Source organism: uncultured Streptococcus sp., assembly GCF_963528215.1.
Classification (GTDB): Bacteria; Bacillota; Bacilli; order Lactobacillales; family Streptococcaceae; genus Streptococcus.
In genome coordinates this window covers 1-26,541 of sequence record NZ_CAURVL010000007.1, presented here as the reverse complement: position 1 = coordinate 26,541, position 26,541 = coordinate 1, and the positions used below count along the sequence as shown (strand labels likewise).

The following is a 26,541-nucleotide window of genomic DNA, read 5'->3' as shown; positions in this document are numbered from 1 at the left end:
TCTTTTAATGCTTGCTGCGCAGTTTCTTTCTGAGTGTGTAGGCCAGATTGGAGAGGTGGTAAAGAGGATTAGTTGGCAGGTTGAACTCACCAGCGAATTCCTCAATGGTTGGATTGAACTTGGATTTAAAGCTGTAGAGACCGCCCTTGAGGTCGTTTTCGATTCCGCCCATATTTTGCCAATCTGCTCCGCGCTCAAAAGCATGTGTGGCCGTTTCGTACCAAGTGATAATGGCTGGCTGGTAACGGCGGTACTCCTCGTCCATTCCGGCATAGATATTTTCAGAGGTCTTGCCGTATTCCAAGACCAAGGTGCCAGACAGGGGAACGACAGTAGCACCTTGGCTGATTTTGTCCTGCAGAAAGTCAATCTCTTCTTGGAGGCGTTTCTGTTCTTGCTGGTTATTCTCAATCTTGCCAGGCTTGGTTTTCTCGGTAAATTTCTCTGCTTCCTTGAGTGTCTTAGTCAGCTGAGCCTGCAAGTCTTCCAATCGTGCCTTTAGATCAATGCTGGACAAGGTGATGTAGGAGTGCTCAGGATAAGTATCCAAGAGTTTTTGATAATAGTCTTTGCCGCGTAGGTGGATGTTTTTTCTGTTTTCTGTCTTCTTCATCAGGGCTGAAAAGTCATCCAGTAATTCTGCTCCGCCAAATTGGATTTGAATGCCTTTGTTACGGGCAGTGCGAATAGCCTGTCGGGTACTCTTAGAAAGCAGCTCCTCGCTGAAATCTTCTTTATGAATATTGGCCTGCAAGCGAGGCTGAATGGTTTCGTCCAGAGACTCAGTCCGTCCGACCCAGACAGCGCCTGCTTCCTGTAACTGTTGAATCAGCTCAATCGTTTCTGCCTTGTCTTGCAATTCACCGCCCATCTTGCTTTCTGCCAGAAAGAGGCTAGGGTCAAACTTGACAAAGAGCGCTTTTTTCTCCTTGGCAAATTTCTTGAGCGAGGCCAAAACAAAGGCCAGCAGCTCCTTGTCACCATAGTCCATGATGGGGCCGCGCGGGATATAAAGCATGGTCATCCCTAAGGGCAGTGGTTTAATTAGGACACTGGCTGCGGCAACCAAGTGGTCATCTTTATAGAAGCCTAAGCGCTCATTGGCCCAGTTGTCCTTAATCTGAGCCCAGGCAGAACTCTGCAGAAGATTAGCCTGCGGATGAGCCGTGACAAAATCGTCGTGTTCCTGAGCTGAAATTCCAATTTTGTAACTAAACATTAGTCTAATACCCACTCTCTAATAGCGTGTGCTACGCCGGATTCGTCGTTCGATTTGGTGATATATTTGGCAATTTTCTTGAGTTCTTCCTTGCCATTTTCCATGACAACAGGAGAGCCAACGGCTTCCAGCATGGCGCGGTCATTTTCTTCATCACCGATAGCCATAGTCTGCTCCTTGCTTAAGCCAAGTTTTTCAGCCAGATGAAGGATAGCAGCCCCTTTATTGACAGTTTTTTTGACAATTTCCAGATAAAAAGGAGCTGATTTTACCAGTGTATACTTTTCGGCTAATTCCGGTGGCAGCTTAGCAATGGCCGCATCCAGAATTTCTGGCTCATCAATATACATGCACTTAACGATTTCTTTATTGACCATTTCTTCAGGTGTGCGGTAGAAGATAGGCATGCTGACCAGATTGGACTCGTAAACAGTGTACTTGCCGATGTTTCGATTGGCTGTATAAATGCCGTCCTTAGTGATAGCATGCATGTGAACACCTAATTTTCGCCCGAGCAGTTCGATATCCAGATAGTCCTCATAAGTCAATGTTTCTTTGATTAATTCTTCGCCAGTAACAGTATCCTGCACCAGTCCGCCGTTGAAGGTAACGACGTAGTTGTCTGGCTGATTAAGCTCTAGCTCCTCGAGAAGCTTTTGAACTCCTGCAATAGGACGGCCGGTTGCAATAACGATTTTTACACCAGCAGCCTTGGCATCTTGAACAGCGCTGAAGACTTCAGGAGTGATTTCTTTTTGGTTATTTAAAAGGGTACCGTCAATGTCAACGGCAACTAATTTGATAGACATTTTATTCTCCGTAGGTAAATTGGTCGTTTTTGATATAGTGCATAAAGGTCTGGTTTTTTTCGCTGAAAAGTCCGGTCTCTGCCAGCATTTCCTTGGGGAAGTAGAAGCGATTATCACCCTGTCTGGTCCCGGCTAGCGAATGGACGATAGGAGACAGGCTGGACAGTTCTGCTAAGCTGCCATCTTTTTGTAGGATTTCAATCTGGGTCCGAGGTTTTTCAACGTCAGGCCGGTAGAAATCGTAAGGTAAATCAAAATTACGATGGATAGCAGTATAGTAATCAGGGTCAAAACCAACCTGTCCAACTAGGTCTCGCATGATATCCAAATGCCCTTCGTTTTCCTGAGAGAAGACGATAGACTTAAAGACCTTGCGGTTGATAAAACGCTGAGCCAGGTCAGATAAAATCTTGTCTGGACTAGTCATCCAAACTTGGAAATAGGTATTCATAACACCATCATCCAAGGCCAGATAATCCTGCAGAGTCACTCTGTTTTCAAAGAATGGAATGAGATTGGGCGATGACAGCGCAAAGTAATCCTTCTGAGCCGGATAGAGAAATTTAGCCCGCTTGAGCAGATTTTGCAGCAGAACTTCCATAGCACGGCTGGCCGGGTGGAAATAGACCTGCATGTACATCTGGTAGCGGCTGACTACATAGTCCTCTACCGCATGCATGCCATTGCGCTTGAAGGCGATGCCGTTTTCTACTGGACAAATCACTCGTAAAATTCTGGTTAAGTCAAATTGCCCATAGGAAGCGCCAGTAAAGAAGGAATCTCGCAAGAGATAATCCATCCGGTCTACATCGATTTGGCTGGAAATCAGCTGGACCACCTGCTTATTGGGATAGGTATGGTTAATGACGCTAGCTACCTTTTCTGGGAAATCCGGCGAAACCTGCACCAGGACCTGATGAATCTCTGTTTCAGGACTGGTGATGATTTGCCGCGTAATGTCCTCGTGATTAGTGTCAAAAAGACGCTCGAAAGTGTGTGAATAAGCTCCGTGTCCCAAGTCATGTAGGAGAGCAGCTGTCATGGTCAGCAGGCTTTCGTGACTGTCCCAGTTGGCTTGGTATTTTTCATTGAAAATCTTAGTGATGCGCCGGGCAATCTCATAAGCTCCCAGACAATGCGAAAAACGGCTGTGCTCCCCGCCGTGGAAAGTATAGCCGGAGGTACCCAGCTGTTTGATGCGGCGCAGCCGTTGAAATTCTTTAGTATTGATTAAATCATAAATAACCTGATGGTCCACATGAACATAATTATGAACTGGGTCCCGAAATACTTTTTCAATCATGTTATCATTATACCACAAATCATAGTAGGAAAAAAATCAAAGCTGCAACTGAAAGAAGAGCAATTTTGTCCTTTTTTTGATAAAATAGGGAAAGAAAAAACAGAAACGAGATGAGGATGCAAATTAGAATAAAAAATCACATCCAGCTGGACGGGCATACCGAGCTAATCGATCAGGTCTACGATACGGACTGGACGCAAAAAGGAGACTATCACTATCTACTATACAAGAATGAAGAAGGAGAGAAAGTAGTTCTGAAGTTTCATGATAAAGAGTTGCTTATGACCCGCTTTTCTGAGCCTAAGTCCATCATGCGCTTCATCAGTCAAGGGCAGGCGCTGGTTGGCATCCATACACCTGTGGGCTTGCAGCAGTTTGTGACCGATACTTCTTTTTACAAGTTTGATTTGACCAAGCAAATTCTGCAACTTCATTATCAGCTGAAAACTGTTGATGGAGAGCAGATTTTTGCCAGCTATGAAATGGAGATTAGCTGGGGTTAATTGCTATTCTCCGAGAAAACTCTTGAAAATCATGATGTTTTCCCTTGCAAAAGCTTGAAAATTTGGTATAATAGTTTCTAACTCAAGGGAGTAGCTAACGGAATAACCGTTACAAGGTCGTCAATACGAAAGAAATTTCCGGCCTTGTATGAAATAGCGAGACTTGTTAATAAACAGGTCTCTTTTTTGTTTCTGACTTTTTGGATATGACTGATTCGGCTTGATATGATGAGTCGTAGTGGTTAGAAAAGTTCAGAAATAAAAGAGGCCAAGAGGAGGAATACATTGTCAAAAGAACAAAAGCGCCAAGCTTTTTACACCCAGAGTCCTGAGGAAATTTTCAAAACTTTGGACGCTTCAGAGCAAGGTTTGTCCAGTCAAGAAGCAGCCAAGCGTTTAGCTGATTATGGCCGTAATGAACTGGATGAAGGGGAGAAAAAATCTCTCTTAATGAAGTTTTTGGAGCAGTTCAAGGATTTGATGATTATCATCTTGTTGGTAGCAGCTGTTTTGTCTGTTGTCACATCAGGTGGTGAAGATATTGCAGATGCTTTAATCATCTTAGCAGTAGTAATCATTAATGCCATCTTCGGTGTCTATCAGGAAGGCAAGGCTGAAGAAGCAATTGCAGCTCTCAAGTCTATGTCTAGCCCGGCTGCGCGTGTCCTGCGTGATGGCCATGTCACAGAAGTAGATTCTAAGGAGTTGGTACCTGGCGATATCGTTAGACTGGAAGCCGGCGACGTTGTCCCAGCGGATATGCGACTTTTGGAAGCTAATTCACTGAAAATCGAAGAAGCGGCTCTGACAGGTGAGTCTGTGCCGGTTGAGAAAGACTTGACTGTTGAGGTAGCTGCAGATGCTGGTATTGGCGACCGTGTGAACATGGCCTTCCAAAACTCAAATGTGACCTATGGTCGTGGGGTTGGATTGGTTGTCAATACAGGGATGTATACTGAAGTCGGCCATATCGCAGGTATGTTGCAGGATGCGGATGAAACGGACACACCGCTCAAGCAAAATCTTAATAGTCTGTCTAAGGTTCTGACCTATGCTATCTTGGTGATCGCTGCGGTGACTTTTGTAGTCGGTGTCTTCATTCAAGGTAAAAATCCACTGGATGAGCTGATGACCTCTGTAGCCTTGGCAGTTGCGGCTATCCCTGAAGGTCTGCCAGCTATCGTTACCATTGTGCTGGCTTTGGGAACTCAGGTTCTGGCTAAGCGGAATTCGATTGTCCGTAAGCTTCCGGCTGTTGAGACTTTAGGATCAACTGAGATTATCGCTTCAGATAAGACTGGTACCTTGACCATGAATAAGATGACGGTCGAAAAAGTCTTTTACGACGGAGTCCTGAATGAAGCTGGCCAAGATATTGAACTTGGCTTGGAGCTGCCGCTCTTACGTTCAGTTGTCTTAGCCAATGATACCAAGATTGATCAAGAAGGGAAGCTGATTGGTGATCCAACAGAAACAGCCTTTATCCAGTATGCTTTGGACAAGGGCTATGATGTGAAGGCCTTTTTAGAGAAATATCCTCGTGTAGCTGAGCTGCCCTTTGATTCAGACCGTAAGCTCATGTCTACTGTCCATCCATTGCCAGATGGGAAATTCCTTGTGGCAGTAAAGGGAGCACCAGATCAACTCTTGAAACGCTGTGTTGCCCGTGATAAGGCTGGAGATGTTGCAGCGATTGATGATGCTACTTCACAGCTGATTAAGTCTAACAACTCAGAGATGGCTCACCAAGCTCTGCGCGTGCTGGCTGGTGCTTACAAGATTATTGATGCAGTTCCGACTGACCTGACATCTGAAAATCTAGAAAATGATTTAATCTTTACTGGTTTAATCGGTATGATTGACCCAGAACGTGCAGAAGCAGCAGAAGCTGTTCGCGTCGCTAAAGAAGCTGGTATTCGTCCGATTATGATTACTGGTGACCATCAGGATACAGCTGAAGCTATCGCTAAGCGTTTGGGTATCATCGAAGAAGGAGATACTGAAGACCATGTCCTGACTGGTGCAGAGCTCAATGAGCTTTCTGATGCAGAATTCGAAAAGGTTGTTGGCCAATACTCTGTCTATGCACGGGTTTCTCCTGAGCATAAGGTACGGATTGTCAAAGCTTGGCAAAACCAAGGTAAGGTCGTAGCCATGACAGGTGATGGTGTCAATGACGCACCAGCTCTGAAGACAGCTGATATCGGTATCGGTATGGGAATTACCGGTACAGAAGTATCTAAGGGTGCCTCTGACATGATTCTGGCAGATGATAACTTTGCGACCATCATTGTAGCCGTGGAAGAAGGACGTAAGGTCTTCTCTAATATTCAAAAGACTATCCAGTATCTCCTTTCAGCTAATACAGCTGAGGTACTGACTATTTTCTTGGCAACCCTCTTTGGCTGGGATGTGCTGCAGCCAGTTCATCTGCTTTGGATTAACCTAGTAACGGATACCTTCCCAGCTATTGCTCTGGGGGTTGAGCCTGCTGAGCCAGGTGTCATGAGTCATAAGCCTCGTGGCCGTAAGTCTAGCTTCTTTTCAGGTGGAGTGATGAGCTCTATCATCTATCAGGGTGTCCTGCAAGGGGCTTTGGTTCTGGCGGTTTATGGTTATGCTATCTCTAATCCCGTCCATGTCGGTGATATCAAGGCTATCCATGCGGACGCTCTGACAATGGCCTTTGCAACCCTTGGCCTCATCCAGCTCTTCCATGCTTATAATGTGAAATCTGTTTATCAATCTATCTTTACAGTTGGTCCATTCAAGTCTAAGACCTTTAACTGGTCTATTCTGGTTTCTTTCATCCTATTGATTTCAACTATTGTAATTGATCCACTGGAAAAGATTTTCCATGTGACCAAACTGGACTTGTCACAATGGACAGTTGTTCTGATTGGTAGCTTTGCCATGATTGTCATTGTTGAAATTGTTAAGTTCATCCAACGTAAATTAGGTATGGATAAGAATGCTATTTAACAGCAAAAAGTCATCTGCGGATGGCTTTTTTGCGTACAAGGCGGTATAATCAAATTCAAAGAAAGCAACTCGAAAGGACGGTGAAAGTATGTATCAAAATTTATGAAAGAAGTTGGAAGAAGCCTCTCCTTTATATTATGAGGAAGAAATCTTATGGTTGCTGGATCATATTGGTCATCCAGAAGCGAAAATCCGTGATGAGTTAGTCTTTTCGTCCATAGCAAGGGGACTTCAGGATGATCTGTTTTCAGCTGAACAGTTTCGTTTCTTGGCTCAAGAAGCAGTCAAAAGACAAGGACTTTTTTACGAGAGTGATAAAAATGGTCAAGCTACCTTAACACGTTCCTTCACGGCTTTACTTTATGCTAATCTCTTAAACTGCGATGGTAATCCAAACTCTTCGTATTATCAGGCTTTATCTATGCAAGGAAGAAAATATTTACTAGATAAGGGGCTAAGCTACTTGTCAGTAGAAAGAGACACAAGGGGTTACTCTAGGAAATACGGTTGGGTTCATGCCTTCGCTCATGGAGCAGACTTATTGACAGAAGTGGCTTGTCATCCGGACTTTCCCTCCAGTAGGATGCCAGAGGTTTTAGAGGTCATTCATCAAGTTTTTAAAAGAGTTCCAGTCCGTTTCAGAAATGATGAGGACTGGCGCTTAGCCCAGGTGTTCTATCAAGCTGTCTTAAAGAAAAAACTGTCGCAGCATGAACTTAGACTGTGGCTTCAATCACAGAGTTTTCCATTGGAAAGTAACCAAGACTTCATTGCTTTTTCCAATTTTCGCTCCTGCTTATTAGAAGTCTATGTGCAGTTGGACAGCAAAAAACAGCTCTCAGATGAGCTGAGAACTGCTATTCAACATTTCCATTACTGAACTTCAATCACCGTTAAAGCATCTAGCAGTTCGTCTGCCAGGTGTTTTTTCTTATAGTCTCGAAATTCGGCTAAATCTTTAATAGTGTTATAACGCTTGTGCAGGCGATACATCTGGGGAATTTTATACTGAGGAAAGTCATTAAAAAAGTTTCGAGTCAGTTCCCATTCGCGGATGTAGCCCAGAGGACGCATATGGTAGCGGACACCTTCGATAACACGGCTTTGGTGGCGGTGATGGAGATGACCGAAAACAACCTCTTTCACCTTGTATTTGACAAAGAGCCGATGAAAAGCTTGGCTTCCTAGGAAGGCGTTGAAGCGCTGAAAATAGGGATGATCGTATAGAAAGTCTTGATGGGGGACAAAATGCAGAGCAACAATAATGGGACCATCTAAAGTCGCCAGCAGTTTTTCTAACTCTTGCAGTATCTGAGCTGTAATGCTAGAATCGTCGAGTTGACGCTCCAATCTGCGGTCAAACCAGAAATTGGTCTTGGTTCTCAGATGCTCTTCTTTGCTTTTTTCTGGAACAAAGCTGTAGTCATACCAGCCAGAAAAGCTGACGAGCTTGGTCTGGCCGAACTGTTGAACCTGAAAATCATAGTTTGAAATTTCTTGCTCAGAAAGTCCTAGCATATCGTGATTTCCCAAATTATAAGAAAGGGGAATCTCTTGCTTCAAAGTTTCAATAAAGGGCAAACTAATCTTGATCAGGTCGTTGGACAGGTCTCCAGCAATGTGTAGGTGGTCAATCCCTTCCTCTTTTAAAAGCTGGAGAAGAGCTTGGTGCTCAAAATCCCCAAACTGATTGGAGTCCAGATGGAGGTCGCTCATAAATCCGATTCTTGTCATGGTTTTAGTCTAGCATATTTTTCAAAACTTGGAAATGCTTAAGCCCCCATGGAGAGTCTCCCTTTTATCTGAACACCTCATAAATTATCGTAACCATGTATTTCGTTTATCCATGGTCGAGGTCTAGGAGGCTTGAAACAATTCTTCCAACCCCATGTCATTATATTACTTTTCTAACAATTGGGTGACAAGGAGTCGCTTGTCTTGCCTAGCTAGGGAAAATCCGATAAAATGTAAGCTGCTGAATGTGAGATTAGGCAAACTGTTTAATTTATGTTATAATTAAACGATATGTGAAAAGAGGTATTTATGGACATTTCAGAAATTCGTCAAAAGATTGACGCAAATCGTGAAAAATTAGCTTCTTTCAGGGGGTCTCTTTGACTTAGAAGGTCTGGAAGAAGAAATTGCCATCTTAGAAAATAAGATGACAGAACCCGACTTTTGGGATGACAACATTGCAGCCCAAAAGACATCTCAAGAGCTGAATGAACTCAAGCAAACCTATGAAAATTTCCATCAGATGACTGAGCTTTTTGATGAATCGGAAATCTTGCTTGATTTTCTGGCTGAAGATGAGTCGGTTCAGGGTGAGTTGGAAGAAAAACTGGCCGAACTCGAGAAAATGATGACCAGCTACGAAATGACCCTGCTCCTATCTGAGCCTTATGACAATAACAATGCTATCCTTGAAATTCATCCGGGCTCTGGTGGTACAGAGGCCCAGGATTGGGGAGATATGCTGCTGCGTATGTATACACGCTTTGGCAATGCCAAGGGCTTTAAAGTAGAGGTCTTGGACTATCAAGCGGGAGATGAAGCAGGCATTAAGTCGGTGACCCTTTCATTTGAAGGGCCGCACGCTTATGGTCTGCTCAAGTCAGAAATGGGAGTCCACCGTTTGGTTCGGATTTCGCCATTTGACTCAGCCAAGCGTCGCCATACTTCCTTCACCTCAGTAGAGGTCATGCCAGAGCTGGATGACACCATTGAGGTGGAAATTCGCGATGACGATATTAAGATGGACACTTTCCGCTCGGGAGGAGCCGGCGGGCAGAACGTCAATAAAGTTTCTACTGGTGTGCGACTGACCCATATTCCTACGGGAATTGTGGTGCAGTCTACCGTTGACCGGACCCAGTATGGAAACCGTGATCGGGCGATGAAGATGCTACAGGCCAAGCTTTATCAGCTAGAGCAAGAGAAACAAGCAGCTGAAGTCGATTCACTCAAGGGAGATAAGAAGGAGATTTCCTGGGGCAGCCAAATCCGCTCCTATGTCTTTACGCCTTATACCATGGTCAAAGACCATCGAACTAGTTACGAAGTAGCTCAGGTGGACAAGGTGATGGACGGAGATTTGGATGGTTTCATCGACGCTTATTTGAAATGGCGTTTGAACTAGGAAATGCAAGAGATTAGAATTAGATTGAAAGGAAATTTCAATAGATGTCAATAATTGAAATGAAAGATGTTGTCAAGAAGTATGGCAACGGGACCACTGCTCTGCGTAGTGTGTCTATTAACGTAGAACCTGGGGAGTTTGCCTATATTGTAGGCCCTTCAGGAGCAGGAAAGTCAACCTTTATTCGTTTGCTTTACAGGGAGATAAAGCTGGATAAGGGAAGTCTGAAAGTAGCTGATTTTGACTTAGCTAAGATTAAGAAGCGTGATGTTCCAATGTTGCGCCGTCAGGTCGGAGTCGTCTTCCAAGACTACAAACTTCTTCCTAAAAAGACGGTGTATGAGAATATTGCCTACGCCATGGAAGTTATCGGTGAACGCCGCCGCAATATTAAAAAGCGGGTTATGGAAGTGCTGGACCTAGTTGGCCTTAAGCATAAGGTTCGCTCATTCCCTAACGAGCTTTCCGGTGGTGAGCAGCAGCGGATTGCCATTGCGCGTGCTATTGCTAACAATCCTAAAGTCCTAATTGCGGATGAGCCGACAGGAAACTTGGACCCAGATAATTCTTGGGAGATTATGAACCTGCTGGAGCGGATTAACCTTCAGGGAACAACTGTCCTGATGGCAACCCACAACAGCCAGATTGTAAATACTCTGCGTCACCGCGTTATTGCTATTGAAAATGGCCGTGTGGTACGTGATGAAGCGGAAGGAGAATACGGATACGATGATTAGAAGATTTTTTCGTCATTTGATTGAGTCGCTTAAGAGTCTTACGCGGAATGGTTGGATGACTGTAGCGGCTGTCAGCTCGGTTATGATTACCTTGAGCTTAGTAGCTGTTTTTGCTTCAGTAATTTTAAATACAGCCAAGTTGGCAAATGATATTTCCAATAATGTCCGCGTCATGGTATACATGCGTAAGGATGTTTTCGATAATAGCGAAACGATTGTAAAAGAAGGTCAAACAGTTCAGAATGAGGACTACCACAAGGTTTATGATGCTCTGACTTCTATGAAAAATGTAGAGAAGGTTACTTTTTCTAGCAAGCAAGAGCAGTATAATAAGCTAACAGAGACCATGGGTAGTGAGTGGGATGTTTTTGATGAAGAAAATAATCCTCTTTACGATGCTTATATTGTTGAGACCAAGGCACCTAAGTATGTAGAATCTGTTACAAAAGATGCTCGTAAGATTGATGGTGTATCAGAGGTTCAAAATGGTGGTACCAATACCAAAAATCTCTTTGCGTTTTCTAATTTCATCCAAACATGGGGCTTGATTGGGACAGCGCTTCTGATTTTCATTGCTATCCTTCTCATTTCCAATACTATCCGGATTACCATTATTTCCCGAAGTCGCGAGATTCAAATCATGCGCTTGGTTGGTGCTAAGAATAGCTATATCCGCGGACCATTCCTGTTTGAAGGAGCATGGATTGGCTTGTTAGGAGCAACAGTTCCGTCACTTGTAGTGTATTTGACATATGGTATAGCCTACCAGACTATGAATAAGAGCTTAGTAGGTCAAGGACTTTCTATGATTGATCCAAAACTCTTTAGTCCGATTATGATAGCAGCACTCTTTGTGTTGGGAATTCTTATCGGATCATTGGGATCTATCATCTCTATGAGACGCTTCTTGAAGATTTAACAAATCATAAAAAAACAGAGTTTGAAGATTTTCAAACTCTGTTTTTGTTATAGGTATTGCTTAAATGGCTACTGAGCTAAAAATGGGTTAAAGATTTTTTCATGTGAAATAGTGGTATCATGACCATGACCAGGGTAAACAGCGTAGTCTTTAGGTAATACCAGAAGTTTCTCGCGAATGGATGTCAGCAATTGCTCCATGTTTCCAGTTGGCAGATCCGTTCGTCCGATGCTTTCCCGAAAGAGGGCATCACCTGTCAAAACAAGGCAGTCATTAGGAAAGACTAGAGAGACACCTCCGATGGAGTGGCCAGGTGTTGCAAGCACATAGAAGTGAAAGCCTCCAAGATCATAGTCTGTTTCGTAGGAGAAAAACTCTTCTGCTGGTCGACAGATAATATCATCCAGATCAGCATGGCGCGCCAGACCAGATAGGTTATCTGTCGGTGTGTAGAGCCAGCTGCTTTCACTCTCAGCCACATAGACAGGTGGGGCAGCATAGTGCTCCCGGACCTTTTCTAAACTCATAATGTGGTCATAATGGGTATGGGTCAAGAGTACAGCAATCACAGGTTTGGCGAGTTCCTCCAGCTTGCGTTCAATCTTTTTCCAGTCACTGCCAGGATCGACGACTAGGAGACCCTGATTATTTTCTAAGATATAGGTATTTTCAAAAGCAATAAGGTTGATAATTTTATGAATCTTCATTTGATTTCCTCGGAAAATGTATTCTGCTATTGAGTGTAACAGAAAAGAGAATTTTTTGCACAGAATTGCTTCATAGACTAGGGCTGAAAATTTTCAGATGTCTCAGAATGGCTTTTATGATATAATCATAGCAGTATGACACAAAATGATTATAAGTATGCCGTTGTGGACTTGGAGGCTACAGGAACGGGCAGCGGTGCAAAGATTATCCAGATTGGCATTGTTCTGATTGAGAATGGAAGCATTATCAAGACTTATGAAACAGATGTCAATCCTCATGAGGATCTGGATGAGCATATCAAAGAGCTGACAGGTTTGGATGATGAACGGCTTGGCCGAGCTCCGGAGTTTTCTCAGGTAGCAGCGGAGGTATATGAGCTGATTCAGGATGCGATTTTTGTCGCTCATAATGTCAAGTTTGACGCTAATCTACTAGCTGAGGCCCTTTTCTGGGAAGGATTTGACTTGCTGACACCGCGTGTGGACACGGTAGAGTTGGCTCAGGTCTTTTACCCGACCTTTGATAAATATTCCTTGGGTAATCTCTGTAATTTGCTGGATATTTCTTTAGAAAACGCCCATACTGCGCTGGCAGATGCTCAAGCAACGGCTCAGCTATTTTTAAAAATACAAGACAAAATCAAGAGCCTGCCCAAGGCCTTGCTTGAGAAAATGCTAACTTTGGCGGACAGCATTATCTATGAGTCGCGCTTGGCTATCGAGGAAGTTTATCAGACGATGCCGGATCAGCAAGATAAGGAACTGCAATCCTGCCATGGTATTTTCCTGCGAAGTCCCCAAAAGCTGACTTCGGAAAAGAAGCTGTCGCAGGATTTCCTCACCAATCTATACCTGCTGGGCTTAGAAGAGCGGTCTGAACAGCTCAAATTTGCTCGTTTTATGGAGGAAGCTCTGGACCAGCAGGAGCCTAGTTTTTTAGAAGCGCAGACAGGCTTGGGTAAGACTTTTGGCTACTTGCTGCCTATCTTGTCTAGAGGTCAAGAAAAAGTACTAGTCACGGTTCCGACTAAGATCCTGCAGGACCAGCTGCTGCAAAAGGAAGGACGATTGTTGGAGGAAGTCTTTGGTATTTCCTTTCACAGTCTCAAGAGTCCGGAGAATTATCTCAAGCTGGACCATTTCTATCAGACACTGGACAGGGAATATGACAACCGTCTGGTTAATCGCTGCAAGCTGCAACTCTTGGTTTGGCTGACAGAAACTAAAACAGGTGATTTGAATGAAATCGGGCAGGCTCATCGCTTCTCAAGCTACTTCAATGAAATCCGTCATGATGGCAAGCTAAGCAAACATTCTCTTTTTTATGAGGAAGATTTTTGGCGGTTGGGACAAGTCAAGTCAGCTACTAGTCGAGTCGTGATTACTAATCATGCTTACCTGCTGACGCGTTTAGAGGATGACCAGTCTTTGCTGTACAATCGTGTTCTGGTAGTTGATGAAGCTCAGAAGATGTTTTTCGCCTTGGAAAGCTTCTCTCAGGCCAATATAAATCTAACTAAAACGCTGCAGCAGATAAATCATCTCCTTCAGGAAGAAGGGGAGCTTCTGCAGCAACGGCTTTTACAAAGCATTCAGTTTGAGCTCGCTGATGCCGCAGAGAAGCATCGCAAGAAAGCATCTGAGCTAAGTCCGGAAAAGATTGCCCGGCTGCTTCAGGATGTGTCCGAGTTAAAAACTAGTGCATTGCCTGAGCTGCAGCACTTGTTCAGTGGCAAATACCAGTATTATTGGTTGGTTGATGAAGCTTTGGCAGACCATCGCTTGATGACTCTGCATGCTGGCCGTTCAGAATTGCTGCATTTCACTGACTTCCTGCCTGAAAATGCTAAGGTTATCTTGGTTTCGTCAACTCTGGAAATCAGCTCTAATGTCAATCTGGCGCAGTTGCTAGGCTTTGAAAGTTATCACTTTTATAAGCTGAAAAGCAAGAAGAAGCCACTGCAGAAGCTCTTTTTAGATGAAAATTTTCCAGCAGTAGTGGATTTATCAACTGAGGATTTTGCTCGAGAGATTGTTGCTTGCTTGCGAGAAGTGACGGAACTCGGTCTGCCTATCTTCGTCCTCTTCACCTCTAAAGACTTGCTTTTAACTGTTTCGGACTTGCTGGCTTTGCCGCATTTGGCCCAATATAAAAATGGCGATGCCGGCAATATCAAGCGGCGTTTTGATAGAGGAGAGGCAGGTATCCTTTTGGGATCTGGCAGCTTCTGGGAGGGGGCGGATTTTGCTGAGCAAGACCAGATTATTCAGCTGATTACTCGGATTCCATTTGACAATCCCAAGGATTTCTTTGTGCAGAAGATTAACAGCCGCTTGAAAGCGGAAGGTAAGAATGCCTTTTATGATTATCAACTGCCTCTTGCCATCTTACGGCTTAAGCAGGCTATTGGCCGGACCCGGCGCAATGAGCATCAGAAATCAGCTGTTATTCTTTTGGACAATCGCATTTCTAGTAAACGCTATGGAAAGCAGATTCAGCATCATCTATCACAATTGGCTTCTTTGGATATTCTGCCAGAGGCAGCCATTATGCAGGAGTTACAAGACTTTTTTGACTGAAACTATCTGAAATCAGCTGATTTTTATTGGCTGATTTTTTAGGTTCATTCAGATTTTTGGGACAAAATTTGTTATAATGAGAGGCATAGGAAAGAAGGGGTGTTCGTGAAAAAATATTTACCAGGAATTCTGTTATCCTTTGGCATAGCAGCTGTTTCTATCTTTTTAGGCGGCTTGCTTCCCTTGATAGGCTCTAGTGTTTTGGCTATTGTCTTTGGGATTGTTTTGAACAACAGCATGAAGCTGCCGGCTGTTTTTCAGGAAGGACTCAACTATTCAGGGAAGAAATTGCTGCAGTATTCCATCATCTTTTTGGGATTTTCCATGTCCATTGGTCAGGTTTCTGAGACAGGGATTTCTTCTCTTCGTATCAGTCTTATTACGATTCTGATAGCCTTTCTGGCGGCCTATCTGGCTGGCCGTTTCTTTAAGATGAATCGTGTCTTGACTATTTTAATTGGTTTTGGAACAGCCATCTGCGGTGGCTCTGCCATAGCGGCTGCTTCACCAATCTTGGAAGCTGATGAAGAGGAAATCGCTCTGTCTATCTCCACTATTTTCTTTTTCAATATTTTAGCAGTATTCATTTTCCCTTTTTTAGGGCATTTGTTGCAGATGTCGGATACCTTTTTCGGGACTTGGGCTGGAACAGCCATCAATGATACTTCGTCAGTAGTGGCGGCAGGCTATACATATAGCCCGTCAGCTGGCGACTTGGCGACCATTGTTAAGCTTAGTCGGGCTCTGATGATTGTACCGGCCTGCTTGATCTTCGCAGCTTATCGCTATATCAAGTCTAAGAAGTCGTCACAAAAGACAAACTTGAAACAGATTTTTCCTTGGTTTATAGCTTGGTTTGTCCTAGCTTCACTTATCAGCAGTCTTGGATTTCTGCCGGCTGCTGTCATCCCTTATACAAAATTCATTTCTCAGTGGCTGATGGCTATGGCCTTGGCAGCTATTGGCGCAAAGGTTTCCTTTAAGCAGTTTAAGCAAGCAGGAGCAGCGCCTTTGCTGACTGGTGCCTTTGCTTGGTTTTGCGTCGCTGTTTCAAGCTTGATTATCCAGTATTTTTTCTAAAAAGGAGGGACTATGCCCTATCAAAGACGGACGTTTGAGTCTCGGATTGATTATAGTTTAATTTTGCCCGTTTTGATGCTGCTCTCAATCGGTGTTGTAGCTATATACATTGCTGTTAGTCATGATTATCCTGACAATGCCTGGCCCATGGTTGGACAGCAGATTGCCTGGATTGCGGTGGGCTTCCTGCTCAGCTTTATCCTCATGTTTTTTAACACCAAGTTTCTCTGGAAAATTACGCCTTATCTCTATGTTTTTGGTCTTGGCCTCATGGTCTTGCCTCTGATTTTTTACAGTGAATCTCTGGTAGCCTCCACTGGTGCCAAAAACTGGATTGCTATTCGTGGTGTGACCCTCTTTCAGCCCTCGGAGTTCATGAAGATTTCATATATTCTCATGCTGTCGCGGCTGGTGGTTCATTTTCTCCAGCAGCACAAGCAGGATGAGCGAACCCTGGCTGTAGACTTTTTTCTGATTCTGAAGCTTGGGCTCTACACAGTGCCTGTTCTGGTTCTGTTAACCCTTCAGAGTGATTTGGGGACGGCTCTGGTTTTTGTTGCTATATACGGCGGCATCGTTTTACTGTCAGGTGTTTCTTGGAAGATTATCCTGCCGGTCTTTCTGACGGGAGTCCTGCTGTTGGGAGGATTTCTCTTTATCTTTATTTCCGATGGCGGCCGTGCCTTTCTGCACAATCTTGGCATGCCGACCTACCAAATCAATCGGATTTTAGCTTGGCTTCATCCTTTTGACTACGCTCAGACGACTACCTTCCAGCAAGCACAGGGACAAATTGCTGTCGGAAGCGGCGGTCTGACTGGTCAAGGCTTTAATGTTTCAAATCTCTTGGTTCCTGTTCGGGAAAGCGATATGATTTTCACCGTCATTGCAGAAGATTTTGGCTTTTTGGGCTCGACCTTGGTTATCATGCTCTATTTACTGCTGATTTATCGCATGCTCAAGATTACGATTAAATCCAACAACCAGTTTTATACCTACATCTCAACTGGCTTTATCATGATGCTGCTCTTCCATATCTTTGAAAATATTGGAGCGGTGACAGGAATTCTGCCTCTGACAGGGATTCCGCTGCCCTTTATCTCACAGGGGGGCTCTTCCATTATTAGTAATCTTATCGGAGTCGGTCTCCTGCTGTCCGTCTCCTATCAGAACAGCCTGACGGATGAAAAGAAGGAGCGAATTCCTGCTGTCCGCAAAAAAGTCGTACTAAAGAAATTAAAATAAACAGGTAGCAAGTTTTTGACTCACAAATCAGATGCTATTTTGTGACTGGCTCATCTCAGAAAGGATATTTTCATGAAAAAAGCAGCTTTACTCTTAGCTCCCGGCTTTGAAGAAATCGAGGCCCTGACGGTTGTGGATGTCTTGCGCCGTGCAGGTCTTGTCTGTGATATGATTGGTTTTGATGAATCAGTGACTGGCTCTCACGCCATCACTGTTCAGGCGGATCAGGTCTGGAAGGGCAGACTGGATGACTATGATATGGTTATTTTGCCAGGGGGGATGCCGGGATCAGCTAATCTTCGCGATGATGACCGACTGATGCAGCTTTTACAGGACTTTCAGCAGGGGGACAAATTCATCGCGGCCATTTGTGCCGCTCCCATTGCTCTTGACCGCGCAGGTATCTTGACTGGTAAGTATTTTACTTGTTATGATGGTGCGCAAGACAATATTAAAAATGGAACTTACCATAAAGAAACAGTTCTTGTTGATGGGAAGCTGATTACTAGCCGTGGTCCATCGACTGCCTTGGCTTTCGCCTATGAGCTGGTTCGTCAGCTGGGCGGAGACGCTGACCAGTTGGCTGATGCTATGCTTTATACAGATGTATTTGGAAATTAAAAATAGGCTGGGACTCAAAATATGTCCCAGCTTTTTTGAACCCTTATGTATCTTTGTCGTTCTCTATTTGGTAGGGGGTTAGAGCTGTTGACAAGGACGAAACCATCATCCATTTTTAAATTTTGGATTCTTTGAGATATTTTGTTTAGAAAAAGGGTTGAAAAAAGTCGGAAAAGTGCTGGATTCAGGCAAATATTAGCCCCTTTTTCATGAAAATTATGGTATAATGAAAGGTATGAATTATCAAGATTACATCTGGGATTTAGGTGGAACACTCTTGGATAATTATGAAACTTCGACTGCAGCTTTTGTTCAGACTTTGAAAGAATACGGTTTGCAAGCTGGTCATGACGAAGTTTATAAGGCCCTCAAGGTGTCTACGGACTATGCAGTCCAGCAGTTTGCTCCCCAAGAAAAAGACTTTTTGAAGTTTTATAAGGCCAATGAAGCAGAAGAGTTGACTCATCCTGTCTTATTTGACGGAGCGGCAGACTTGCTTAGGCGGATTGTGGACAAGGGTGGTCGGAACTTTCTGGTCTCCCACCGGGACAATCAAGTGCTGGAAATCTTGGAGAAAACTGCCATTTCATCAGCTTTTACAGAAGTGGTGACAGCTGCAAATGGTTTTCCAAGGAAACCCTCTCCAGACTCCATGCTCTATCTAAAAGACAAGTATCAGATTGCCTCTGGCTTGGTCATTGGTGACCGTCCGTTGGATATTCAAGCAGGGCAGGCAGCTGGTTTTGACACCTATCTCTTTGATAATATGCAGCATCTTGAGGAATTTATAGATATTGATTAGAAAAGGAACACTATGACAGAAGAAAAGCAGCAAGATATACAAGCCCAGGAATATGATGCCAGTCAGATTCAGGTCTTAGAAGGCCTAGAAGCCGTTCGTATGCGTCCAGGGATGTATATCGGTTCGACCTCCAAGGAAGGTCTGCACCATTTAGTATGGGAAATTGTTGACAACTCAATTGATGAGGCGCTGGCTGGTTTTGCCAGTCACATTCAAGTCTTTATCGAAAAAGACAATTCCATAACAGTAGTGGATAACGGTCGGGGAATTCCCGTTGATATTCAGGAGAAAACAGGCCGTCCGGCCGTGGAAACCGTCTTTACTGTGCTCCATGCCGGAGGAAAATTCGGCGGTGGCGGATACAAGGTATCGGGAGGTCTGCACGGTGTGGGTTCTTCCGTTGTAAATGCCCTGTCCACTCAGCTGGATGTCCGCGTTTATAAGAACGGTCAGATTCATTACCAAGAATACCGTCGCGGTCATGTAGTCGCGGACCTAAAAGTCATCGGTGAGACAGACCGTACAGGAACGACAGTTCACTTCACACCGGATCCAGAGATTTTTACTGAAACAGTAGAATTTGACTTTGAAAAGCTAAATAAGCGGGTGCAAGAACTGGCCTTCCTCAATCGTGGCCTCAGAATTTCCATCACCGATAAGCGAGACGGAATGGAGCAGGTCAAGGACTACCACTATGAGGGCGGGATTGCCAGTTATGTTCAATACATCAATGAAAACAAGGATGTAATCTTTGAAACGCCGATTTATACCGATGGTGAAATGGACGATATCACGGTTGAAGTCGCTATGCAGTATACAACTGGCTACCATGAAACAGTCATGAGCTTTGCCAATAACATCCATACCCACGAGGGTGGAACGCATGAGCAAGGTTTCCGGACGGCCCTAACTCGGGTTATCAATGACTATGCCAAGAAAAACAAGCTTCTCAAAGAAAACGAGGACAATCTGACTGGGGAAGATGTGCGTGAGGGACTGACAGCTGTCATCTCTGTCAAGCACCCTAACCCTCAGTTTGAAGGTCAGACCAAGACCAAGCTGGGCAATAGTGAAGTGGTCAAGATTACTAATCGACTTTTTAGCGAAGCCTTCTCAGATTTTCTTTTGGAAAATCCTGCGGTAGCTCGAAAAATTGTTGAAAAAGGAATTTTGGCTTCTAAGGCCCGAATTGCTGCCAAGCGAGCTCGGGAAGTAACCCGCAAGAAGTCTGGCTTGGAAATCTCCAATCTGCCAGGGAAATTGGCTGACTGCTCGTCTAACGACCCTCAGGAAACGGAACTTTTCATTGTGGAGGGGGATTCAGCGGGTGGTTCAGCTAAGTCTGGCCGTAATCGTGAATTCCAGGCCATTCTGCCAATTCGCGGTAAGATTCTCAACGTTGAAAAAGCCAGCATGGACAAGATTCTGGCAAATGAAGAAATCCGCAGTCTCTTTACTGCTATGGGAACTGGCTTCGGTGCTGACTTTGATGTCAGCAAGGCCCGCTACCAAAAATTAGTCATCATGACCGATGCCGATGTAGACGGTGCTCACATTCGGACCCTGCTCTTGACTTTGATTTACCGCTATATGAAGCCGGTTCTGGAAGCTGGATTTGTCTATATCGCTCAGCCGCCAATCTATGGTGTCAAGGTAGGAAGTGATGTCAAAGAATACATCCAGCCAGGTGCTAATCAGGAAGAAGAGCTTCAGGATGCTTTGGCTCGTTACAGTGAAGGTCGCTCCAAGCCAACCATTCAACGCTACAAGGGGCTCGGAGAAATGGATGACCATCAGCTGTGGGAGACAACTATGAATCCTGAACATCGCTTGATGGCACGGGTTTCAGTGGATGATGCAGCGGAAGCTGACAAGATTTTTGACATGCTGATGGGGGATCGCGTTGAACCTCGTCGTGAATTTATCGAAGAAAATGCTGTATACAGTACGCTCGACGTCTAAAAAAATCAGAAAAATCAACCATTATGGGCAAAAATATGATATAATCATTATGTTTGCTTTATAGTAACAATGTGAAGGAGTTCTATATGTCTATTGGACTAGTTATTCTCGTTGCTGTGGTAGCTCTGCTTTTGGTTGTCGGCTATGGTACTGCAGTTCTGATGAGAAAGAGAAATGAAGCTTTACTTCAAAATTTGGAGGAGAGAAAAGAAGCACTCTATAATCTTCCTGTGAATGATGAAGTTGAAGAAGTAAAAAATATGCATTTGATTGGGCAGAGTCAGGTAGCCTTCCGTGAATGGAATCAAAAATGGGTAGACCTGTCCTTAAATTCATTTGCTGATATCGAAAATAATCTATTTGAAGCAGAAGGTTACAATAATTCTTTCCGTTTCATAAAAGCCAAGCATGCCATCGGCAATATTGAGAGTCAGATTGATTTGATTGACGAAGATATCAAGATGATTCGTGCTGCCTTGGAAGATCTTAAAGAGCAAGAGTCTAAAAACAGCGGTCGTGTGCTCCATGCCTTGGATTTGTTTGAAAAACTGCAAACTCAGGTGGCGGAGAATGCAGACTCGTATGGGCAAGCCCTAGCTGAGATTGAGAAACAGCTGGAAAATATCCAGTCAGAGTTTTCTCAGTTTGTGACCCTTAATTCTTCAGGTGACCCGGTTGAAGCAGCTGAAATCTTGGATAAGGCAGAGGATCATATCCTTGCTCTGACACATATCGTTGAGAAAGTTCCTGCCATTGTTGAAGAGTTGACTGTTAAATTGCCAGATCAGTTGGAAGACTTAGAGTCTGGTCACCGTAAACTCTTGGAATCTGGTTATCACTTTATCGAAACAGATATAGAGTCTCGCTTCCAGCAGCTACATGCAAGCCTCAAACGCAACGAAGCCAATATTTCAGCCCTAGAGCTGGATAATGCTGAGTATGAAAATGAGCAGGCGCAAGAAGAGATTAACGCTCTCTATGAAATTTTTACGCGGGAAATTGAAGCCCACAAAGTAGTGGAGAAGTTGATTAAAAACTTACCTAGCTATCTGGCTCATACAAAGGAAAACAACCAGCAACTCCAAAAAGAGATAGAACGTTTATCTCAAACCTTCCTTCTCTCTGATACAGAAACTTCTCATGTCAAGGAGTTGCAAGCTGAGCTTTCTGCCCAGGAAGATGTGGTGCTTAGCGCGGTAGAAGATTCTTCTGAAACCAAGCAAGCTTATTCAGTGGTTCAGGAAGAGTTGGAAGCTATCCAAGAGCGTTTGAAAGAAATCGAAGATGAGCAGATTTCTCTTGGTGAAGCACTGGCAGAGATTGAAAAAGATGATGCCAATGCTCGCCAGAAAGTCAATATCTATGCTAACAAATTGCATACCATTAAGAGATATATGGAAAAACGCAATTTGCCAGGTATTCCAGACTCTTTTTTAGAAATTTTCTTCTCAACCAGCAATAATATTGAAGAGTTGGTTAAGGAATTGGAAGCTACACGAGTCAATATCGAATCAGTTAACCGTTGGTTGGAAATTCTAGGAAATGATATGGAGCAATTGGAAGAAGAAACCTATCGTATCGTCCAAGATGCTACCTTGACTGAGCAGTTGCTGCAGTATTCAAACCGCTATCGTTCCTTTGACGATAATGTACAAGCAGCCTTCAACAAGTCCTTGTATGTCTTTGAACATGATTACGACTATGCTCAATCCTTGGAAATCATTTCAAAAGCTTTGGATCTTGTCGAGCCAGGCGTGACAGAGCGTTTTGTGACATCCTACGAAAAAACACGCGAGAATATTCGTTTTTAAAAGAAGTTCCTTCGGGAACTTCTTTTTTCATTCTCAGCAAAAAGGCTCTTATGTTATAATAGAGGGACAAATGAAAGTGGAAAGTCTATAAAAGAAATGAAAAAGATTAAAAAATATATTACTCTCATTTTTCTTGGAGGTATAGCGGTTTTATCGATAGCATTGATAAATGGCTGGCGTTTGGATGATTACACTGTCCCAAAAAACAGAACAAGAGAACAGTATGATTTTGAAGGCACTTTTGAACCAATGTTTAAGTTTTTAGAACAAGAAAAGAAGGATTTCACTGGATTAAAACTTTATACAAGTAATGTTTATATTAAAGACGGAAACGAAGTTAAGGAATATGAAGTATACTTAGATACTACCCAATCTGACATTAAGGGTGACTATACAATAACAATTGGGGACAATAAAGAGACTGTTCCTGTTACTTATTCTAACGGTAAACTAACTTACAGCTCGGAGATAACTCCTTTATTTGATGAAGAGATTCTTAACTTGGTTGTTCAAAGAGATTATTTCGCTTCCTTGGATGTGAAAGAGACTTTTAAAAGCGCTGAAACAGAGCTTCGAGATATTATCTACAAGCCAGAAAATCATTCTGAACTCTTTAAAAACTTGAAAAACAAGTATGATTTACCGGATGATACTACATGCACAATAAGTATAGATCACTCTAGTGGAACTATTTATAGTTTTACAATACAAATGAAGTCGAAGGCTAAGACTGTTCAAATAGATTTAAGCATTTATAAGAATTAGGGAGGATAGTATAGTGAATGGGATAGAAACAAGTAACCGACGAGTTGAAATGTCGGCAGTCCTATCTGATGCTGCTATAGATGTCAATAGAAAAGGAGTCAAGAGATGGATACAGTTAAAGGTCTCTTAGTCATGGATGTAGACAGCACCTTAATCATGGAAGAGGGGATTGACCTTCTAGGAGAGGAGGCGGGGGTAGGAGCTCAGGTTGCGGCTATTACCGAGCGTGCCATGCGCGGAGAGTTGGACTTTGAAGCTGCCTTACGTGAGCGTGTTGCACTTTTAAAAGGCCTGCCAGAGGATATTTTTGCTCGAATTGCAGAAAAGATTCACTTCACTCCGGGAGCCGAGGACTTGGTCAAGGAGCTGCATAAACGTGGTTATAAAGTAGGCTTGGTGTCAGGTGGTTTTCATGAGACGGTGGACAGACTGGCTGAGCAGCTTGGAATTGACTATGTAAAGGCAAATCGTTTGGAAAACCAGCAGGGACTTTTGACAGGCCAAGTCTTAGGAGAGATTGTCACTAAGGATACCAAGCTTGCCATGCTAAAAGCATGGGCAGCTGAAAATAAATTGGAATTAAATCGAACGATTGCTATGGGGGATGGCGCCAATGATCTGCCTATGATTCAAGCGGCAGGGATAGGAATTGCCTTTATGGCCAAGCCGATCGTGCGAGAGCAGGCTCCTTATCAGATTCAAGAATGTAATCTCTATCGGGTCATTGATCTTTTAGACAATAGAAAAGAATAGGAGAGAAGCATGCATATTCTAATTGCACCGGATTCTTTCAAGGAAAGTTTGTCAGCTGCTCAGGTTGCTCAAGCTCTGCAGTCGGGCTTTTCTCAGGCCTTGCCAGATGCCAGTTTTGACTTGCTGCCGGTCGGTGACGGGGGCGAGGGAACAATGGCTGCGCTGGCAGCAGCCTTGGACTGGGCTGAATTTTACCACACTTTGACTGGACCCTTTGGCCAGCCAGTAAAAATGCCCTACTCCAGAAATGGTCAGCAAGCACTATTTGAGATGGCTGACTTGGTAGGACTTGCCTCTATCCCTCAGGAAAAACGAAATCCCTTGGCCATAGAGACCAAAGGATTGGGAGAATTGATTTTGCACCTGGCAGAAGAAGGAGTCAGAAAGATTTTAGTTGGTGTTGGAGGTTCGGCCAGCAACGACGGTGGGATTGGACTGGCAGCGGGCCTTGGCTATGAATTTTTCGATGAGGACAATCATAGACTGCGCCCCATTGGCTCATCTTTGGGAAAGGTCGCCCGAATATCAGCTGAGCAGGTTCCTGCTTTCTTGAAAGAAGTTGAGATTGAGATTTTGACGGATGTAGACAATCCTCTTTGTGGAGTGCGAGGTGCGACAACTGTTTTCGGAGGTCAGAAAGGCCTATCTCCTATACTCTTTTCTCAAGTAGACCAAGCAATGGCTGCTTTTTATCAGTTGGTCGCTCCTCAGGTGATTGATATGGAGGGAGCCGGAGCCGGAGGCGGAATGGCAGCAGGACTGGTTGCTTTTGCTGGAGGAAAAATCGTTTCGGGTATCGAAATCTGTCTAGATTTACTGGATTTTGATGACAGAATCAAAAAGGCGGACTTAGTCGTCGTTGGCGAAGGGAGGATGGACCGTCAGTCCTTGGCGGGCAAGGCACCAGTCGGGGTCGCAAGACGAACGCCAGAAGGTATCCCTGTACTGGCGATTTGCGGTAGCCTGGCTGATGATTTACCGGATTTCCCAGTTGAGAATATCCAGGCAGCTTTTCCGATTATTGCGCGAGCGGATAGTTTGGATAGGATTCTAGAGCAAGCGGAGCAAAATTTAATTCGCACAGCAAGAAATATTGGCAATCTACTAAAAATGAAAAAAAGCGGTTAGTCCGCTTTTTTTAGTAGGTATTCAATTTCTTTGACTATCATGCCCTTTTCAAAGAAGAAGATATCACAAGACAGGTCACCAAAATCATTTTCTAAAATGGTCACAATCCGATTCTGGTCGGGACTAAGCTGATAATAGGTGCAACGAAACTGGACGGGGTTGTTATGGTAGACTTTTTGAATTTTAGTCAGGTAGTCAGCTTTACCTTTGATGATTTCGATTGTATCACCCTGTAATTCCCAGCTAACTTGATCAGAAAGAAAGGTCTCATAGGTTTGCCAATCGCGCTGATTTTCAGCTTCAAAAAAGGCAAAAAGTTTTTCTAAATTTGTCATCTTACCCAAACCATTTTTTCCAGATAGGGCGCTTTTCCTTTGCAGGTTTTTCTGCTGGCTGAAGGAGACTAGCAAACTGTTGGCTCATGTCCTTGTCATCTACTTGGACCAGATGGTCGCTATGGACAATCAGGCCAAAAGGAGAAGCCTGGTAATCACTTGAGACGATAGTCGCTTCGCAGCCTAGTTCCTTAGAGGTTTTTAGATAAAAGATTTGATTGCTAGACTCGACTTCTGGGGAAATTTTGACAATTACTGGTTGGCAGTTTTTCATGATGCTGCTGAGCATTTCTTTGAAATGATTGCGAAAGAAAGAGTCGTTGGCTTGCTCAATGGAGCAAGAAGCCAGCACTCGCTCCTCAAAAGTCCCTAAAAACCTGCGCTGTTCATCAGGGTTGAGCTTGACTCCGCCCTGAGCTTTTTCCATGATTACTTTATTAATATCAGTCATAATAAAATTGTACCATAAAAGGAGAAATTCTAAAAGGTCGAATCTTCTTTCTGATTTGCCGGAAAAACATTTATATAGTAAGTTTGGAATCGTTTTCTTGTGCAAAAATTCTCAAATTTGCTTAGATTCTCTATTTTTCCTTGAAAAAAAAGCGTTTTTGAGGTATCATAGACTAGTAAATAATTTTAAATAATAAGGAGAGTAAGAAATGTCAATTATTACTGATGTTTACGCTCGCGAAGTCCTAGACTCACGCGGTAACCCAACACTTGAAGTAGAAGTTTACACTGAATCAGGTGCTTTCGGACGTGGTATGGTTCCATCAGGAGCTTCTACTGGTGAACACGAAGCAGTTGAACTTCGCGACGGTGACAAATCTCGTTACGGTGGTCTTGGTACACAAAAAGCTGTTGACAACGTAAACAACATCATTGCTGAAGCTATCATCGGCTACGATGTACGTGATCAACAAGCTATCGACCGTGCTATGATCGCTCTTGACGGTACTCCTAACAAAGGTAAATTGGGTGCTAACGCAATCCTTGGTGTGTCTATCGCTGTAGCTCGTGCTGCTGCTGACTACCTTGAAATCCCACTTTACAGCTACCTTGGTGGATTCAACACTAAAGTTCTTCCAACTCCAATGATGAACATCATCAATGGTGGATCTCACTCAGATGCTCCAATCGC

23 protein-coding genes and 1 pseudogene are annotated in these 26,541 nt (G+C 43.8%); 17 read left to right on the top strand and 7 right to left on the bottom strand.

The annotated features are described in order from the left end of the window. Positions 1 to 4: 4 nt before the first annotated feature. From RWS24_RS04380 to RWS24_RS04370, 3 genes are read right to left on the bottom strand one after another with little or no spacing between them, the layout of a single operon-like run. Positions 5 to 1,219 carry an aminoacyltransferase gene (locus RWS24_RS04380; protein ID WP_314365775.1) on the bottom strand — a complete coding sequence of 405 codons (1,215 nt, stop codon included), beginning with the start codon at positions 1,217 to 1,219 and terminating at the stop codon, positions 5 to 7. After that, complete coding sequence (gene yidA / locus RWS24_RS04375; RefSeq protein WP_314365773.1) at positions 1,219 to 2,028, bottom strand: sugar-phosphatase; 810 nt, start codon at positions 2,026 to 2,028, stop codon at positions 1,219 to 1,221. Before yidA ends, RWS24_RS04380 begins: the two co-directional genes overlap by 1 nt. Before the next feature lies 1 nt (position 2,029). Continuing rightward, on the bottom strand, positions 2,030 to 3,331 hold the full coding sequence (locus tag RWS24_RS04370) for an HD domain-containing protein (RefSeq protein WP_002919284.1): 1,302 nt from the start codon (positions 3,329 to 3,331) through the stop codon (positions 2,030 to 2,032). Positions 3,332 to 3,447: 116 nt separating this feature from the next. On the opposite strand from RWS24_RS04370, the gene RWS24_RS04365 reads away from it, so the two are divergent. The 3 genes from RWS24_RS04365 to RWS24_RS04355 all read left to right on the top strand — a co-directional run bounded on the left by RWS24_RS04365 (position 3,448) and on the right by RWS24_RS04355 (position 7,696). Next, positions 3,448 to 3,834, top strand: coding sequence for a DUF1934 domain-containing protein (locus RWS24_RS04365; RefSeq protein WP_314365768.1), 387 nt, complete (start codon positions 3,448 to 3,450; stop codon positions 3,832 to 3,834). A gap of 285 nt (positions 3,835 to 4,119) precedes the next feature. Beyond that, complete coding sequence (locus RWS24_RS04360; protein WP_002904215.1) at positions 4,120 to 6,816, top strand: cation-translocating P-type ATPase; 2,697 nt, start codon at positions 4,120 to 4,122, stop codon at positions 6,814 to 6,816. Between the two features lie 112 nt (positions 6,817 to 6,928). After that, positions 6,929 to 7,696, top strand: a complete 768-nt coding sequence (locus RWS24_RS04355; RefSeq protein WP_314365765.1) for a DUF2785 domain-containing protein — start codon at positions 6,929 to 6,931, stop codon at positions 7,694 to 7,696. Here the strand turns inward: RWS24_RS04355 and RWS24_RS04350 are convergent. Then, positions 7,690 to 8,550 (bottom strand): metallophosphoesterase, encoded by an 861-nt coding sequence (locus RWS24_RS04350; protein ID WP_314365763.1) that lies wholly within the window; start codon positions 8,548 to 8,550, stop codon positions 7,690 to 7,692. The two genes, RWS24_RS04355 and RWS24_RS04350, sit on opposite strands and share 7 nt — an antisense overlap. Positions 8,551 to 8,859: 309 nt before the next feature. On the opposite strand from RWS24_RS04350, the gene prfB reads away from it, so the two are divergent. The 3 genes from prfB to ftsX all read left to right on the top strand — a co-directional run bounded on the left by prfB (position 8,860) and on the right by ftsX (position 11,611). Continuing rightward, positions 8,860 to 9,955 (top strand): peptide chain release factor 2 gene (prfB, locus tag RWS24_RS04345; RefSeq protein ID WP_097677707.1). Its coding sequence is split into 2 segments (ribosomal slippage): positions 8,860 to 8,931 and positions 8,933 to 9,955, totalling 1,095 coding nucleotides; the frame shifts between segments, so codons are not numbered across the junction. A gap of 44 nt (positions 9,956 to 9,999) precedes the next feature. Further along, positions 10,000 to 10,692: a cell division ATP-binding protein FtsE gene (gene ftsE, locus RWS24_RS04340; RefSeq protein ID WP_002895890.1), complete on the top strand. Its 693-nt coding sequence runs from the start codon at positions 10,000 to 10,002 to the stop codon at positions 10,690 to 10,692. Beyond that, positions 10,685 to 11,611: a permease-like cell division protein FtsX gene (gene ftsX, locus RWS24_RS04335; protein ID WP_002895888.1), complete on the top strand. Its 927-nt coding sequence runs from the start codon at positions 10,685 to 10,687 to the stop codon at positions 11,609 to 11,611. The genes ftsE and ftsX overlap by 8 nt, the downstream gene beginning before the upstream one ends. A 68-nt stretch (positions 11,612 to 11,679) precedes the next feature. Here the strand turns inward: ftsX and RWS24_RS04330 are convergent, their stop codons facing one another. Beyond that, positions 11,680 to 12,318, bottom strand: coding sequence for an MBL fold metallo-hydrolase (locus tag RWS24_RS04330; RefSeq protein ID WP_002912167.1), 639 nt, complete (start codon positions 12,316 to 12,318; stop codon positions 11,680 to 11,682). 135 nt (positions 12,319 to 12,453) lie between these two features. Here RWS24_RS04330 and RWS24_RS04325 point away from each other — a divergent pair, with 135 nt between their 5' ends. The 10 genes from RWS24_RS04325 to RWS24_RS04280 all read left to right on the top strand — a co-directional run bounded on the left by RWS24_RS04325 (position 12,454) and on the right by RWS24_RS04280 (position 25,065). After that, positions 12,454 to 14,898, top strand: coding sequence for a bifunctional DnaQ family exonuclease/ATP-dependent helicase (locus RWS24_RS04325; protein WP_314365761.1), 2,445 nt, complete (start codon positions 12,454 to 12,456; stop codon positions 14,896 to 14,898). A 99-nt stretch (positions 14,899 to 14,997) separates the two neighbouring features. Beyond that, positions 14,998 to 15,978, top strand: a complete 981-nt coding sequence (locus RWS24_RS04320) for a YeiH family protein (RefSeq protein ID WP_075202759.1) — start codon at positions 14,998 to 15,000, stop codon at positions 15,976 to 15,978. A 12-nt stretch (positions 15,979 to 15,990) separates the two neighbouring features. Continuing rightward, a complete protein-coding gene (locus RWS24_RS04315) occupies positions 15,991 to 17,223 on the top strand; it encodes an FtsW/RodA/SpoVE family cell cycle protein (protein WP_048774447.1) in 1,233 nt (410 codons plus the stop codon). A 72-nt stretch (positions 17,224 to 17,295) separates the two neighbouring features. Further along, the gene (locus RWS24_RS04310) at positions 17,296 to 17,844 is read left to right on the top strand and encodes a DJ-1 family glyoxalase III (RefSeq protein WP_048774446.1); all 549 of its coding nucleotides are present in this window, start codon (positions 17,296 to 17,298) and stop codon (positions 17,842 to 17,844) included. Between the two features lie 235 nt (positions 17,845 to 18,079). After that, on the top strand, positions 18,080 to 18,646 hold the full coding sequence (locus RWS24_RS04305; protein WP_048774464.1) for an HAD-IA family hydrolase: 567 nt from the start codon (positions 18,080 to 18,082) through the stop codon (positions 18,644 to 18,646). Between the two features lie 12 nt (positions 18,647 to 18,658). Beyond that, entirely contained in the window at positions 18,659 to 20,608 is a 1,950-nt protein-coding gene (gene gyrB / locus RWS24_RS04300) for a DNA topoisomerase (ATP-hydrolyzing) subunit B (RefSeq protein ID WP_314365753.1), read from the top strand. A gap of 86 nt (positions 20,609 to 20,694) precedes the next feature. Next, on the top strand, positions 20,695 to 22,419 hold the full coding sequence (gene ezrA / locus RWS24_RS04295; protein WP_002912173.1) for a septation ring formation regulator EzrA: 1,725 nt from the start codon (positions 20,695 to 20,697) through the stop codon (positions 22,417 to 22,419). Positions 22,420 to 22,515: 96 nt separating this feature from the next. Continuing rightward, entirely contained in the window at positions 22,516 to 23,184 is a 669-nt protein-coding gene (locus tag RWS24_RS04290) for a hypothetical protein (protein WP_314365750.1), read from the top strand. 105 nt (positions 23,185 to 23,289) lie between these two features. Then, a complete protein-coding gene (serB, locus tag RWS24_RS04285) occupies positions 23,290 to 23,937 on the top strand; it encodes a phosphoserine phosphatase SerB (RefSeq protein ID WP_314365748.1) in 648 nt (215 codons plus the stop codon). Between the two features lie 9 nt (positions 23,938 to 23,946). Beyond that, positions 23,947 to 25,065: a glycerate kinase gene (locus RWS24_RS04280; protein ID WP_314365746.1), complete on the top strand. Its 1,119-nt coding sequence runs from the start codon at positions 23,947 to 23,949 to the stop codon at positions 25,063 to 25,065. Here the strand turns inward: RWS24_RS04280 and RWS24_RS04275 are convergent. Both RWS24_RS04275 and RWS24_RS04270 read right to left on the bottom strand, forming a co-directional pair. After that, on the bottom strand, positions 25,062 to 25,400 hold the full coding sequence (locus RWS24_RS04275; RefSeq protein ID WP_002930055.1) for a nuclear transport factor 2 family protein: 339 nt from the start codon (positions 25,398 to 25,400) through the stop codon (positions 25,062 to 25,064). The genes RWS24_RS04280 and RWS24_RS04275 overlap by 4 nt on opposite strands. Position 25,401: 1 nt before the next feature. After that, on the bottom strand, positions 25,402 to 25,851 hold the full coding sequence (locus tag RWS24_RS04270; protein WP_314365741.1) for a DUF1694 domain-containing protein: 450 nt from the start codon (positions 25,849 to 25,851) through the stop codon (positions 25,402 to 25,404). Between the two features lie 208 nt (positions 25,852 to 26,059). On the opposite strand from RWS24_RS04270, the pseudogene eno reads away from it, so the two are divergent. Further along, positions 26,060 to 26,541, top strand: a pseudogene (eno, locus tag RWS24_RS04265) (surface-displayed alpha-enolase); the annotation flags it as partial.

What these genes read in the sequence shown, in the direction of transcription:
- RWS24_RS04365 (WP_314365768.1), top strand. Translation starts at nt 3,448, where the DNA reads ATGCAAATTAGAATAAAAAATCACATCCAGCTGGACGGGCATACCGAG.
- serB (WP_314365748.1), top strand. Translation starts at nt 23,290, where the DNA reads ATGGATACAGTTAAAGGTCTCTTAGTCATGGATGTAGACAGCACCTTA.
- RWS24_RS04305 (WP_048774464.1), top strand. Translation starts at nt 18,080, where the DNA reads ATGAATTATCAAGATTACATCTGGGATTTAGGTGGAACACTCTTGGAT.
- ezrA (WP_002912173.1), top strand. Translation starts at nt 20,695, where the DNA reads ATGTCTATTGGACTAGTTATTCTCGTTGCTGTGGTAGCTCTGCTTTTG.
- RWS24_RS04315 (WP_048774447.1), top strand. Translation starts at nt 15,991, where the DNA reads ATGCCCTATCAAAGACGGACGTTTGAGTCTCGGATTGATTATAGTTTA.
- RWS24_RS04380 (WP_314365775.1), bottom strand. Translation starts at nt 1,219, where the DNA reads ATGTTTAGTTACAAAATTGGAATTTCAGCTCAGGAACACGACGATTTT.
- RWS24_RS04350 (WP_314365763.1), bottom strand. Translation starts at nt 8,550, where the DNA reads ATGACAAGAATCGGATTTATGAGCGACCTCCATCTGGACTCCAATCAG.
- RWS24_RS04275 (WP_002930055.1), bottom strand. Translation starts at nt 25,400, where the DNA reads ATGACAAATTTAGAAAAACTTTTTGCCTTTTTTGAAGCTGAAAATCAG.
- RWS24_RS04325 (WP_314365761.1), top strand. Translation starts at nt 12,454, where the DNA reads ATGACACAAAATGATTATAAGTATGCCGTTGTGGACTTGGAGGCTACA.
- RWS24_RS04280 (WP_314365746.1), top strand. Translation starts at nt 23,947, where the DNA reads ATGCATATTCTAATTGCACCGGATTCTTTCAAGGAAAGTTTGTCAGCT.
- RWS24_RS04310 (WP_048774446.1), top strand. Translation starts at nt 17,296, where the DNA reads ATGAAAAAAGCAGCTTTACTCTTAGCTCCCGGCTTTGAAGAAATCGAG.
- RWS24_RS04330 (WP_002912167.1), bottom strand. Translation starts at nt 12,318, where the DNA reads ATGAAGATTCATAAAATTATCAACCTTATTGCTTTTGAAAATACCTAT.
- gyrB (WP_314365753.1), top strand. Translation starts at nt 18,659, where the DNA reads ATGACAGAAGAAAAGCAGCAAGATATACAAGCCCAGGAATATGATGCC.
- yidA (WP_314365773.1), bottom strand. Translation starts at nt 2,028, where the DNA reads ATGTCTATCAAATTAGTTGCCGTTGACATTGACGGTACCCTTTTAAAT.
- RWS24_RS04270 (WP_314365741.1), bottom strand. Translation starts at nt 25,851, where the DNA reads ATGACTGATATTAATAAAGTAATCATGGAAAAAGCTCAGGGCGGAGTC.
- ftsX (WP_002895888.1), top strand. Translation starts at nt 10,685, where the DNA reads ATGATTAGAAGATTTTTTCGTCATTTGATTGAGTCGCTTAAGAGTCTT.
- ftsE (WP_002895890.1), top strand. Translation starts at nt 10,000, where the DNA reads ATGTCAATAATTGAAATGAAAGATGTTGTCAAGAAGTATGGCAACGGG.
- RWS24_RS04370 (WP_002919284.1), bottom strand. Translation starts at nt 3,331, where the DNA reads ATGATTGAAAAAGTATTTCGGGACCCAGTTCATAATTATGTTCATGTG.
- RWS24_RS04290 (WP_314365750.1), top strand. Translation starts at nt 22,516, where the DNA reads ATGAAAAAGATTAAAAAATATATTACTCTCATTTTTCTTGGAGGTATA.